Consider the following 13,017-nt stretch of genomic DNA (forward strand, 5'->3'; position numbering starts at 1 on the left):
CGGCAGCGGCTCGGCGTCGGATTACGCGTGCGCCTCGGCGGCCCCCGCATCCGACCTACGACACCTTAGTGGATGATTTTGGCCAGGAAGTCGCGCGCGCGGTCGGAACGCGTGCTGCCGAAGAATTCGTCCTTGCTGCAGTCTTCGATGATCTTGCCCTGGTCCATGAAGACGATGCGGTTGGCGACGCGCTTGGCGAAGCCCATTTCGTGCGTGACGACCATCATCGTCATGCCTTCCTGCGCCAGGCCGACCATGACGTCGAGCACTTCGTTGATCATTTCCGGGTCCAGCGCCGAGGTCGGCTCGTCGAACAGCATGGCGATCGGGTCCATCGACAGCGCGCGGGCGATCGCCACGCGCTGTTGCTGGCCGCCCGACAGCTGGCCGGGGAACTTGTCCTGCTGGGTAAGCAGGCCGACCCGGTCCAGGTATGTCAAGCCCTTGGCGTTGGCCTCGTCGGCGCTGCGCCCCAGCACCTTGATCTGGCCGATGGTCAGGTTTTCGCGGATCGACAGGTGCGGGAACAGCTCGAAGTTCTGGAACACCATGCCGATGCGCGCGCGCAGCTTCGACAGATTGGTTTTCGGATCGCCCACCGAGATGCCGTCGACCAGGATCTCGCCCTTCTGGATCGGCTCCAGGCCGTTGACGGTCTTGATCAGCGTCGACTTGCCGGAACCCGACGGGCCGCAGATCACCATCACGTCGCCCTTGGCGACGTTGGTGCTGCAATCGGTCAGCACTTGAAACTGGCCATACCACTTGCTTACATTTTTCAGTTCAATCATTGTTCTTCTCCGTAATTTGGTATGCAGGGTGCCGCGGGCTTAGCGGATGATGGCGACGCGCTGGTGCAGGCGCTTGACCAGCAGCGACAGCGAGAAGCACAGCACGAAATACACCACGGCCACGAAAACGTACATCTCGACCAGGCGGCCGTCGCGCTGCGCCACCTTGGAGGCGGCGCCGACGAAGTCGGGGATCGACAGCACGTACACCAGCGACACGTCCTGGAACAGCACGATGGTTTGCGTCAGCAGCACCGGGATCATGTTGCGGAACGCCTGCGGCAGCACGATGTTGCTCATGCTCTGCCAGTAGTTCATGCCCAGCGCCTGCCCGGCCCAGACCTGGCCGCGCGGAATCGACTGGATGCCGCTGCGCATGATCTCGCAGTAATAGGCCGCCTCGAACATGATGAAGGTGATCAGCGCCGACGTGAAACCGCCCACTTTGACCGGCTCGTCCGCGCCGATGACCCAGGCGGCGATATACGGCACCAGGAAATAGAACCAGAAGATCACCAGCACCAGCGGGATCGAGCGGATCAGGTTGACGTAGCTGCTCGCCACCAGCGACAGCGCGCGGTTGCTCGACAGGCGCATCATGGCCAGCAAGGTGCCCAGCAAAATGCCGCCGACCATCGCCAGCGCGGTCAGTTGCAGCGTGAAAGCCATGCCGGTCTGGAACAGGTAGACCCAGGAACGCGAAATGACGTCGAAATCGAAATTACCCATGTCAATGTCCTCCCGAGGAACCGGCGACGATAAAGCCCGGAATCGCGACTTTCTTCTCGATCAGGTGCATCAGCACCACGACGAGCAAATTGACCACCACGTAAATGATGGTGGCGGCCGAAAACGCCTCGAACACCTGGAACGAGAATTCCTGGATCGCCCGCGCCGAGGCGGTCAGTTCCATCAGGCCGATGGTCAGCGCCACCGAGCTGTTCTTGATGATGTTCAAGAATTCGCTGGTCAGCGGCGGCAGGATCACCCGCCCGGCCATCGGCAGCAGGATGTAGCGGTAGGTCTGCGGCAGCGTCAGGCCGATCGCGGTGCCGGCCATTTTCTGGCCGCGCGGCAGCGCCTGGATACCGGTCGTCACCTGGATCGCCACGCGCGACGAGGTGAACGTGCCCAGGCACAGCACGGCGGTGATGAAGGCCGAGTTGGGCAGCGATTTGAGCCAGTCGCCGGCCGCCTGCGGCAGCAGCTCGGGCATGACGAAATACCACAGGAACATTTGCACCAGCAGCGGAATGTTGCGGAACAGCTCGACGTAGGCGTTGGCCGCGGCCACCACCCACTTGTTGGGCAGCGTGCGCACGGTGCCGACCACCAGGCCCAACGCCAGCGCGATGATCCAGGCGCAGCCGGCGGTGGCCAGCGTCCACATCAGCCCGGACCAAAGCGTGTCCATGTACGTGCCGACGCCGTCGGGGGCGATTTCCCAGAAAATGCGCCAATTCCAGTGGTAGTTCATGTATATCCTTCCGATTCATGACAGCGCGCCGCCGCGAAAATGCAACTAACTGTATGGTATCTGTTTTTTATGGGTATCTTTCATTTCCAACGCCAGAAGGGGCCGGAAACGAAACGGGAGGCTGACGCCTCCCATTTTACTACGTTTTTAGTGTATCGACTGCCTGATTATTTCTTCTTTTTGCTGGCCACTTTTTGCGCTTCCGGCACGGCGGCGTAGGCGGCTGGGTCGCCCGAATCGCTCGGCTTGGCAAACACCACTTCAAGTTGCGGCGGCATCGGGAAGCTCAGGTTGATACCCTTCGGCGGGATCGGCGACAGGAACCACTTGTGGTAGATGCGCTTGATATCGTCCGACTGGTAGACGCGGGTCAGCGCCTCGTCGACAACCTTCTTGAAGGCCGGGTCGTCCTTGCGCATCATGATGCCGTACGGCTCGACCGACAACGCTTCGGTGGTGATCTCGTAGTCGGCCGGGGTCTTGGCGTTGGCGCGTTGCGACGCCAGCAAGATGTCGTCGTTCGCCTCGGCGGCGGCGCGGCCGGTTTCCACCATCAGGAACGACTCGGGATGGTCTTTGCCAACCAGAATGGTCATGCCCAGGTCTTTTTCCTTGTTCAGGATGGTCATTTGCTTGAGCGTCGTGGTGCCGGCGGTGGCGACCAGGGTTTTGCCCTTCATGTCCGCCAGCGTTTTGATGTTCGACGATTTCTTCACCAGCAGGCGGTTGGCGATGACGAACATGGTCGGCGCAAAGCCCACTTGCTGCTGGCGCTCGATGTTGTTGGTGGTCGAGCCGCATTCGAGGTCGATGGTGCCGTTCGCCATCAGCGGAATGCGGTTGGCCGAGGTGACCGGGTTCATCACCACTTTCAATTCGGTCAGGCCCAGGTGTTTTTGCACCGCTTTGACGGCCTTCATGCACAGGTCGACCGAGTAGCCCTGGTACTGCTGCTTGTCGTCGAGGTAGGAAAACGGAATCGAGCCGTCGCGCACGCCCAGCGTGATGGTGCCGGTTTTTTTGATTTTCGCGAGCGTGCCGGTCTCTTGAGCCTGGGCCTGGGACATGCTGGCGATTACACCGACGCTGAGCAGCGCGGCCATCATTTTGACTAATTTCATATTCTCTCCTGGGCGGATAAACCGGCGCAATTTCCCGGCATTGTTTTCTCGTTGTGTTCTGGTGATACGGCGACACCAATTCCAAACGGATTTTATTTCATTTTTGGCGGATGAAAGCCTGTATTTGCATCAGGAGGCAAAATTGATTCGAATTGCCACACCGGGCGCCGGCCACAGTGTGGCTTTTTTGACAGCCGGGCGCGGCGCCAAACTCACGCCGCCTCGGCCCCGCTGACTTCCTCGTCCTGGCGGGCCTGCTGGCGCTGCCACATCTGGGCGTACAGGCCGTTGGCGGCCAGCAGCGCCGGGTGGCTGCCGCGCTCGACGATGCGGCCGTGTTCGAGCACCAGAATCTGCTCGGCGTCGGCCACCGTCGAGAGGCGGTGCGCGATCACCAGCGTGGTGCGGTTCCTGGCGATGTCCTGCAACTGCGCCTGGATGGCTTGCTCGGCCTTGGAGTCGAGCGCCGAGGTGGCTTCGTCGAAAATCAGGATGGCCGGGTTTTTCAGCAAGGTGCGGGCGATCGCCACGCGCTGCTTTTCACCGCCCGACAGCTTCAGGCCGCGCTCGCCGACCATCGAGGCGTAGCCGTCCGGCAGGCTTTCGATGAAGTCGTGGATCGAGGCCGCCTTGGCGGCGGCGACGATGTCGTCCTTGCTGGCGCCGGGCTTGCCGTAGCCGATGTTGTATTCAATGGTGTCGTTGAACAGCACCGTGTCCTGCGGCACGATGCCGATGGCGCCGCGCAGCGACGCCTGCGTCAGCGCGCGCAAGTCCTGGCCGTCGATGGTGATGGCGCCGCTGTTGACCTCGTAGAAGCGGAACAGCAGCCGCGCCAGCGTCGACTTGCCCGAGCCGCTGTGGCCGACCACGGCGGTGGTGGTGCCGGCGGCGATGGTAAAGTCGATGTCGAACAGGATCTTGCGGTTGGCCTCGTAGCTGAAGTCGACGTGCGCAAAGCGCACCTCGGCGCCGCCGGCGGCCAGCGCGCGGGCCTGCGGCGCGTCGGCGATTTCGCGGTTCTGGTCCAGCAGCGAGAACAGGCGCTCCATGTCGGCCAGGCTCTGCTTGATTTCGCGGTAGATCACGCCGAGGAAGTTCAGCGGAATGTAGAGCTGGATCATGAAGGCGTTCACCAGCACCAGGTCGCCCAGCGTCATGCTGGCGTCGATGACGCCGGCGGTGGCGCGCCACAGGATCAGCGTGACGGCCGTGGCGATGATCAGCGACTGGCCGGTGTTGAGCACCGACAGCGAGGTTTGCGACTTCACGGCCGCCGTCTCGTAGCGCTTCAAGCCCTCGTCGTAGCGCTGCGCCTCGTAGTCCTCGTTGCCGAAATACTTCACCGTTTCGTAGTTGATCAGCGAGTCGATGGCCTTGGTGTTGGCCTTCGAGTCGAGGTCGTTCATGGTGCGGCGGAAATGCGTGCGCCAGTCGGTGACGGTGACGGTGAAGACGATGTAGAGCGCCAGCGCGACGCCGGTGATGACGGTAAACCAGATGTCGTAGTGCGTCGCCAGGTAGCCCAGCACCAAGCTGATCTCGACCAGCGTCGGCAGGATGTTGAACAGCGTGTAGGAGATCAGCGAGCCGACCCCGCGGGTGCCGCGCTCGATGTCGCGGGTCATGCCGCCGGTCTGGCGGTTCAGGTGGAAGCGCAGGCTCAGCGCGTGCAGGTGGCGGAACACCTTCAGCGCGATGGTACGCACGGCGCGCTGGGTGACGCGGGCGAACAGGAATTCGCGCAGCTCGGTAAACACCGTGGTCGACAGGCGCAGCGCGCCGTAGGCCACCAGGATGCCCAGCGGCAGCACCAGCATCGCCTGCGGATGGGCCGGCGTGATGCTCATCGCGTCGACCAGCTGCTTGAGCACCAGCGGCACGCCGACGTTGGCCAGCTTCGCGCCGACCAGGCACAGCAGCGCCAGCAGCACGCGCCATTTGTACACCCACAGGTAGGGCAGCAGGGTTGTCAGGGTGGCGAAATCACTGCGGGCGGCGGGCTTGCCGGCGCCGCTGACGGGGGCGGGAGGGGTATCGGGATAACGGCGCATGGCGAAGCTCGGCTTTTTATGGTTCAATCTGGGCAATTGTAGCCTTTCATGAGATTTCACGATGACCACCCCCCAAACCCCGTACGACAACTGCCTCACTTCCGGTCTGCCGGCGGGGAAAATGCCTGAACTGCGCATGATGCCGGCGCCGTCCGACGCCAACGTCTACGGCGACGTGTTCGGCGGCTGGATCATGGCCCAGGTCGACATCGCCGGCTCGCTGCCGGCCACCCGGCGCGCCAACGGCCGCGTGGCGACCATCTCGGTCAATTCCTTCGTTTTCAAAAACCCGGTCTTCGTCGGCGATTTACTGTCCTTCTACGCCGATATCGTCAAAGTGGGCAACACCTCCATCACCGTCAACGTGGAAGTTTACGCCGAGCGCAACCGCCTGCAAGCCTGCGTCGTCAAGGTCACCGAGGCCACGCTGACCTACGTCGCCACCGATTCCGACCGCAAGCCGCGCAAGGTGCCGCCGATTGAAACGCTGATCTCCTAAGCCGCGGATGGAGGCGCGGCGCCGCGTTTTCCTGCTCGGCGCCGGCGGCCTGGCCGCGCTGGGCACCGGCCTGGCCGCGCTGGGCAGCGGCCCGGCGCGCGCCGCCGCGGGCGCCGGGCCGGCGGCCTATCCGTTCAGCCTTGGCGTCGCCTCCGGCTCGCCGCTGCCGCACGCGGTGGTGCTGTGGACGCGCATCCTGTACCACCCGCTGGACGGCGCCGCCATGCCGCCGCTGGCCATGCCGGTGCGCTGGGAGGTGGCGCACGACCAGGCCTTCAGCCGCCTCGCCGCCAAGGGCGTGGCCAGCGCCACGCCGGCGCTGGCGCACAGCGTCCACGTCGACGTCGGCGGGCTGGAGCCGGGGCGCTGGTACTGGTATCGCTTCATGCTGGGCGACGCCGTCAGCCCGGTCGGGCGCACCCGCACCGCGCCGGCGCCCGACAGCCTGCCGGGCGCGCTGAAGCTGGCGGTGGCCTCGTGCCAGCACTGGGAGTTCGGCGCCTACGCGGCGCACCGCCACATCGCGGCGGCCGCGCCGGACCTGGTGGCCTTCCTCGGCGACTACATCTACGAATGGGGACCGTACCAGTTGCGCCATCCGGCGTCGGCGGTGCGCACGGCGGAGAGCTTCAGCCTGGCCGAATACCGCACCCGCTACGCCCAATACAAAAGCGACCCGCACTTGCAGGCGGCGCACCTGGCCGCGCCCTGGATCGTCACCTGGGACGACCACGAGGTCGCCAACGACTACGGCAACGACCGCGACGAGCGCCTCAGCGCCGACTTCCCGCAGCGCCGCGCCGCGGCCTACCAGGCGTTCTACGAACACATGCCGGTGCGGCTGTCGCTGCCGGACCGGCGCGGCTTCGCCCACATGCGCATCTACCAGCGCTACGACTGGGGCCGGCTGGCGCGACTGCACGTGCTCGACGACCGCCAGTACCGCTCCCACCACGCCTGCCCGAAAGCCGGCATGGGCGGCTCGAATTCGGTCGGCCCGCGCGACTGCGCCGCGCTGCGCGAGACCGGCCGCGGCATGCTCGGCGCCGCACAACAGGCGTGGTTGGAAGAGGGACTGCGAACGTCGCCGGCGCGCTGGAACATCCTGGCGCAGCAAACCTTGATGGCGCAGGCTAGCCAGGTGCCGGTGGCGCGCGACGGCGACGGCCGCTTCTGGACGGACGGCTGGGACGGCTACCCGATGGCGCGCCAGCGCCTGTTCGACGCCCTGCAAAGCAGCCGGGCGGCGAATCCGCTGGTGCTGTCGGGCGACGTCCACACCTTTTACGCGGCCGAGTTGCGGCGCGACCCGCTGCGCCCGCCCTCGGCGCGCAACCCGGTGCTGGCGACGGAGTTTTGCGGCACCTCGATCACCTCGCCGTCGCGCCCGCAGGCGCGCACCGAGCAGTACGTGGCGATGAACCCGCACATCCAATACGGGCGCAGCGACAAGCGCGGCTTCATGCTGCTGGAGGTGACGCCGGCGCGCACCACGACGCTGTTCCAGGGCCTGGCCGACGTCCACGACGCCAACTCGGCGCTGGCGACCGTGGCCAGCTTCAGCGTGCGCGACGGCCAGCCCGGCCCGCGGCAATCCTGAAGCTTGCCGCGGGCGCCGGGAAGTGGCCGAGGCCGCCTAGGCGGCTTGCTTTTCGTCGCGCAGCTGGCGCCGCAGGATTTTACCGACGTTGGTCTTCGGCAGCTCGTCGCGGAATTCGATGTATTTCGGTTTCTTGTACGCGGTCAGCTCGCGCTTGCAGAATTGCTGCAACTGCTCGACGGTCAGGTTCGGGTCCTTGCGCACCACGAACAGTTTGACGGCCTCGCCGGCGTTGGCGTCGGGCACGCCGATGCAGGCGCATTCGAGCACGCCCGGATGGCCGGCGACGACGCCTTCGACCTCGTTCGGGTAGACGTTGAAGCCGGAGACGATGATCATGTCCTTCTTGCGGTCGACGATGCGGATGTAGCCGCGCTCGTCCATCTTGCCGACGTCGCCGGTCTTGAAGAAGCCGTCCGGCGTCATCGATTTCGCGGTTTCGTCGTCGCGCCGCCAGTAACCGGCCATCACCTGCGGGCCGCGGATGGCGATTTCGCCGGCCTCGCCGAACGGCACCGGCTCGCCGTCGTCGTCGAGGATGCCGATTTCGGTCGACGGCAGCGGCAGGCCGATGGTGCCGCTAAATTCCTGGATGTCGCAGCGGTTGGCCGACACCACCGGCGAGGTTTCCGACATGCCGTAGCCTTCGATGATCGGGCAGCCGGTCAGCTTCAGCCAGCGGTCGGCCACCGCCTGCTGCACCGCCATGCCGCCGCCGTTGCATACCTTGTAGCTGGAGAAGTCCAGCTTGGCGAAGTCGGCGTTGTTGAGCAGCGCGTTGTACAGCGTGTTGACGGCCGGGAACACGGCGATCTTGTATTTCGCCATTTCCTTGACGAAGCCGGGAATGTCGCGCGGGTTCGGGATCAGCACGTTCATGCCGCCCAAGCGCATGCCCATCAGCGCGCTGACCGTCAGCGAATAGATGTGGTACAGCGGCAGCGCGCAGATGAAGTCGAGCTGGGGCGCGGTGGCGGCGTCCGGCATCACCGGTTTCAACCAGGCTTCGTTTTGCAGCACGTTGGCGATGACGTTGCTGTGCAATAGCACGGCGCCCTTCGAGACGCCGGTGGTGCCGCCCGTGTATTGCAGGAAGGCGATGTCGGCATGGCCCAGCTTGACCGGCTGCAGCGTCTGGCGCGCGCCCTCGGCCAGCATTTTCTTGAACTGGATGGAGCCGGGCAGCGCATACGCCGGCACCATTTTCTTGACGTTGCGCACGACGAAGTTGACCATCGCGCCCTTCAGGCCCATCAAGTCGCCCATCGCCGCCACGATCACATGCTTGACCTGGGTCTTGGCGAGAACCTGCCCGAGCGTCGTGGCGAAGTTTTCCAGCACGACGATGGCCTCGGCGCCCGAGTCGCTCAGCTGGTGTTGCAGTTCGCGCGGCGTGTACAGCGGATTGACGTTGACGACGGTGTAGCCGGCGCGCAGGATGGCCGCCATCGCCACCGGATATTGCAATACGTTGGGCAGCATGATGGCCACGCGCGCGCCCTGCTTCAAGCCCTTGCCCTGCAACCAGGCGGCCATTTGCTGCGACAACTTGTCGAGTTCGCCATAGGTGAGGAACTTGTCCATGCACACATACGCGTTGCGCTCGGCATATTTGCGGAAAGCCTCCTCCAGCAGGTGCGCCAGCGACCGGTACTGTGTGCAGTCGATTTCCGCCGCGACGCCTTCGGGGTATGACTTCAGCCAAATCTTGTCCATCTATTGCCTCGTTGGTATGGGGGCGCGCGCATCGCGCGCGCCGCCCGGTTCTCTCTTCGTGAATAAAACGGCCCGGCCGCCAAGCGGTCGGGCCGTGCGCCGGGCGCGCCAGGGCGGCGGGACGCCCCCTTACGCCACCTTCTTTTCGTCGCGCAGCACGCGCCGCAAAATCTTTCCTACGTTGGTCTTGGGCAGCTCGTCGCGGAATTCGATGAACTTCGGCCGTTTGTAGCCGGTGAACTGTTCCTTGCAATACGCCATCAGCGCCTCGGCCGTCAGCGCCGGGTCCTTGCGCACCACGAACACTTTGACGGCCTCGCCGGAATGCTCGTCGGGCACGCCGACGCAGGCGCATTCAAGCACGCCCGGATGCAGCGCGATCACGCCCTCGAGTTCGTTCGGGTAGACGTTGAAACCGGACACCAGGATCATGTCCTTCTTGCGGTCGACCACCTTGACGTAGCCGCGCTCGTCCATGACGCCGATGTCGCCCGATTTGAAAAAGCCGTCTGGCGTCATCACTTTGGCGGTCTCGTCGGGCCGGTTCCAATAGCCGCTCATCACCTGCGGGCCGCGGATGGCGATTTCGCCGGGCTGGCCCAGCGCCACCGGCTGGCCGGCGTCGTCGAGGATGGCGATGTCGGTCGACGGCACCGGCAGGCCGATGGTGCCGGTAAACACCGCGCTGTCGCTCGGATTGCAGGTGGCCACCGGCGAGGTCTCGGACAGGCCATAGCCTTCGACGATGGCGATGCCGGTGACTTTTTTCCACTTGTCGTTGACGGCCTGCTGCACCGCCATGCCGCCGCCGTTGGCGATTTTCAGGCCGGAGAAGTCGAGCTTGGCGAAGTCCGGGTGGTTCAGCATCGCGTTGTACAGCGTGTTGACGGCCGGCAGGATGTGGAAGGGATGCTTGCTGAGTTCCTTGATGAAGCCGCCGATGTCGCGCGGATTCGGGATCAGCAGGCACAGCGCGCCCATGCGCGTGCCCCACAGCGCGCAGGCGGTCAGCGCAAAAATATGGTACAGCGGCAACGCGCAGACGATGGTCAGCGTCTCCACCCGCGGCGCCTTGTTCAGCCCCGGTTGCGACCAGGCCTCGCTTTGCAGGATGTTGGCGATGATGTTGCGGTGCGACAGCGCCGCGCCCTTCGACACGCCGGTGGTGCCGCCGGTGTATTGCAGGAAGGCGATGTCGGTGTGGGTCAGCTCGACCGGGGTCAGCTTCATGCCGCCGCCCTGCGCCAGCGCCTGCTTGAAGCGCACCGCGTTCGGCAGCGAGAACGCCGGCACCAGTTTCTTGACGTTGCGCACCACGAAATTGACCAGCATGCCCTTGGCACCGCCGAGCATCTCGCCCATGCTGGCGACGACGATGTGCTTCACCGAGGTCTTGCCGAGCACTTGTTCGAGCGTGGTGGCGAAGTTTTCCAGGATGATGATGGCCTCGCTGCCGGAGTCGTTCAACTGGTGCTCCAGCTCGCGCGGCGTATACAGCGGATTGACGTTGACGACGACGTAGCCGGCGCGCAGCACGGCGGCCAGGGCGATCGGATATTGCAGCACGTTGGGCATCATCAGCGCCACGCGCGCGCCCTTTTTCAAGCCGCGGCTTTGCAGCCAGGCGCCCAGTTTTTTCGAGTAGGCGTCGACTTCGGCATAGGTCAGGAACTTGTCCATGCAGACGTAGGCGTTGCGGTCGGCGTATTTGCGGAAGGCTTCCTCCTGCAAATGCACCAGCGAACGGTACTGGCCAGCATCGATTTCGGTTGGTACGCCCGGCGGGTACGACTTCAGCCAAATCTTGTCCATGCTGTGCCTCTCGTCTCTGATTATGCTTATTGGGAGCCGGCGCACCATGCCGGAATAGCCGGCTTTGCGCATAGGCTAGCCGGCTACTGCATGTGATGCTATCGATCGACGCGGCGCAACGCAAGCGCTTTTCCGGCTATTTGAGTAAGCCCTCTAGCGGTATTTTATGCTGCGATGCAGCATAGCCGCACTTCCCGACAATCGCCGTTTTCCTGCCTTGCCGAAGAATATTTGCCTTTACGGGCGGCTCAGTTCCAGCAGAGCGCGGTGGCGCTGGTCCTTGTCCCGTTCGGCCAACGTGTGCACTGCAGCATAAAAAGCACGAAAGGTCTTTTTTTCTTGGAGCAGTTTTTGGAAGGCCGGCAAAAAATCGTTGTAGGTGGCCACGGAGGCGAGGTGGGCGTTGCTCAACGGTTCGGCGAACCAGCGGTCATAACCGGCGTAGCCGCCCCAATTGGTCTTCAACACCTGGTATTCGTCTTTCAGCGCGGCGAAGATGCGGGCCTTTTCGGCGCGCTTGTGCGCCGCCGTCGACGCGCCGGCGTACAGCGCCTTGAGCGCCTCGCGGTGGCGCAGCAACAGGGCCAGGAAATCCTGGCGCCGCCCCTGGTGTTGCAGGTAGGCCTGGTGCGCGGCGGCGTTGCCGAAACGCTCCAGCCAGAGCTTCACGCCGGCCTCCTCCACCGCGCTGGCGAACGATTCGTTGAAGCGCGAATCGCCGGGCACGTACAACTGCTGGTGCGCCAGTTCGTGGAAAATCAGGCGCGCCAGTTCGGCGTCGTTGTAGTTGATGAAGGTCGACAGCAAGGGGTCGTCGAACCAGCCCAGCGTGGAATAGGCCGGCACCCCGCCCAGTTGCACGTCGTAGTGTTCGGCGCGCAATTCGGCGGCGTAATCCTGCGCCGCCTCCTTGCCGTAATAGCCGCGGTACTGGACGCAGCCGGCGATGGGGAAGCACCATTGCAGCGGGCTCAGCGACAGCTCCGGCGTGGCCACCACGTTCCACAGCACGTAGGGGCGCTTCAGGGCGGCGTAGTTTTTATAGCTGCCGTTGTCGGGCAAGCCCAGTTCGCTGACGGCGAAGGCGCGGATCTCGCGCGCCTTCGCCAGCCGCGCGCGCAGCTTGGCGTCGGTGCCCGGATCGCCCAACCAGTCGTCGATCGAGCGGGCGCCGGACCACAGCGAGTATTGTCCCTGCGCCGCCTGGGCGTAGTAGCTAAGCTGGGCGCAGCCGCCCACCGCGGCCGCCAGCGCGCCCGCCACCAACAGGCGCGCCGGCCAAGAGAATCGGGATGGGATGCGGCTCATTGCCTTGCTCGTCCTTGCTGAGGATACCGGGTAGCGTGGCGCTGCTCCGGTCCAACGTTGTCGGGTTGCGCCCCGGCGGGCTAACCCGACCTTCTATGATGAATTCCAAGTCAACTGGTTTTTCGCAAATTTATCCAATCCCTTGTTTCGGTATCGGCGGGGTCAAGGGCGGGCGAAGCCCGGCGAAGCGAACCCTTGACCCCGCCGATACCGAAATATGCTGGTCCATGGCGCCATGACGCATATTGCGGCTTGGCGCCATGCCGACCTGTTTCGTTTTNGCCTTCGTTCATTGCCAGCGCTTTGCTTTCGTCGTTCGTACAGCCCAGTTCGAAGCTCTCGGTCATCATTGCGTGAGACTTCACGTCCCACCACCTTCTATCCGCTGGTTTTGCTACCCCAGCCTAATTCTGCATGCGCGTTGCGCTTAGTGACCTTGATGCGTGCAAGCCCCATCTACTAGGGTCGGTTGCCATGGGCAACCAGGTCGGGTTACGGGCCTGCCTACTCCTTGCTGCTGCGTACTTCAACGTAATGCCAACTACTGGTACTGAACGTGCCGCCTTACTCCCTTATGCCGCTCGTTTCAACTGCGCCCCTTCGGGGACGATCCCATGCTCCAGGTAGCGCCACAGGGCG

The 13,017-nt window shown here is 64.2% G+C and carries 10 protein-coding genes; 2 read left to right on the forward strand and 8 right to left on the reverse strand.

Features of this window, described 5'->3' with window-relative positions; all coding sequences use genetic code 11:
* Positions 1–65: 65 nt before the first annotated feature.
* The 5 genes from JANGC3_RS0127050 to JANGC3_RS0127070 form a co-directional block, all read right to left on the reverse strand.
* On the reverse strand, positions 66–791 hold the full coding sequence (locus JANGC3_RS0127050; protein ID WP_017879630.1) for an amino acid ABC transporter ATP-binding protein: 726 nt from the start codon (positions 789–791) through the stop codon (positions 66–68).
* A gap of 39 nt (positions 792–830) precedes the next feature.
* A complete protein-coding gene (locus JANGC3_RS0127055; protein WP_017879631.1) occupies positions 831–1,520 on the reverse strand; it encodes an amino acid ABC transporter permease in 690 nt (229 codons plus the stop codon).
* A gap of 1 nt (position 1,521) precedes the next feature.
* Complete coding sequence (locus tag JANGC3_RS0127060) at positions 1,522–2,268, reverse strand: amino acid ABC transporter permease (RefSeq protein WP_017879632.1); 747 nt, start codon at positions 2,266–2,268, stop codon at positions 1,522–1,524.
* Positions 2,269–2,435: 167 nt separating this feature from the next.
* Positions 2,436–3,389 carry an amino acid ABC transporter substrate-binding protein gene (locus tag JANGC3_RS0127065; protein ID WP_017879633.1) on the reverse strand — a complete coding sequence of 318 codons (954 nt, stop codon included), beginning with the start codon at positions 3,387–3,389 and terminating at the stop codon, positions 2,436–2,438.
* 212 nt (positions 3,390–3,601) lie between these two features.
* Positions 3,602–5,443: an ABCB family ABC transporter ATP-binding protein/permease gene (locus JANGC3_RS0127070; protein ID WP_035789199.1), complete on the reverse strand. Its 1,842-nt coding sequence runs from the start codon at positions 5,441–5,443 to the stop codon at positions 3,602–3,604.
* A gap of 61 nt (positions 5,444–5,504) precedes the next feature.
* On the opposite strand from JANGC3_RS0127070, the gene JANGC3_RS0127075 reads away from it, so the two are divergent.
* A complete protein-coding gene (locus JANGC3_RS0127075; protein ID WP_026133581.1) occupies positions 5,505–5,942 on the forward strand; it encodes an acyl-CoA thioesterase in 438 nt (145 codons plus the stop codon).
* A gap of 7 nt (positions 5,943–5,949) precedes the next feature.
* Positions 5,950–7,542: an alkaline phosphatase D family protein gene (locus JANGC3_RS0127080; RefSeq protein WP_017879636.1), complete on the forward strand. Its 1,593-nt coding sequence runs from the start codon at positions 5,950–5,952 to the stop codon at positions 7,540–7,542.
* Positions 7,543–7,578: 36 nt separating this feature from the next.
* On the opposite strand, the gene JANGC3_RS0127085 is transcribed toward JANGC3_RS0127080, so the two are convergent.
* The 3 genes from JANGC3_RS0127085 to JANGC3_RS0127095 form a co-directional block, all read right to left on the reverse strand.
* Positions 7,579–9,258, reverse strand: coding sequence for a long-chain-fatty-acid--CoA ligase (locus JANGC3_RS0127085; RefSeq protein ID WP_017879637.1), 1,680 nt, complete (start codon positions 9,256–9,258; stop codon positions 7,579–7,581).
* 129 nt (positions 9,259–9,387) lie between these two features.
* Entirely contained in the window at positions 9,388–11,070 is a 1,683-nt protein-coding gene (locus JANGC3_RS0127090) for a long-chain fatty acid--CoA ligase (protein WP_017879638.1), read from the reverse strand.
* Positions 11,071–11,307: 237 nt separating this feature from the next.
* The gene (locus JANGC3_RS0127095) at positions 11,308–12,378 is read right to left on the reverse strand and encodes an aminopeptidase (protein WP_051068427.1); all 1,071 of its coding nucleotides are present in this window, start codon (positions 12,376–12,378) and stop codon (positions 11,308–11,310) included.
* Positions 12,379–13,017 lie beyond the last annotated feature (639 nt).

It is taken from the genome of Janthinobacterium sp. CG3, assembly GCF_000344615.1.
GTDB lineage: Bacteria > Pseudomonadota > Gammaproteobacteria > Burkholderiales > Burkholderiaceae_D > Janthinobacterium.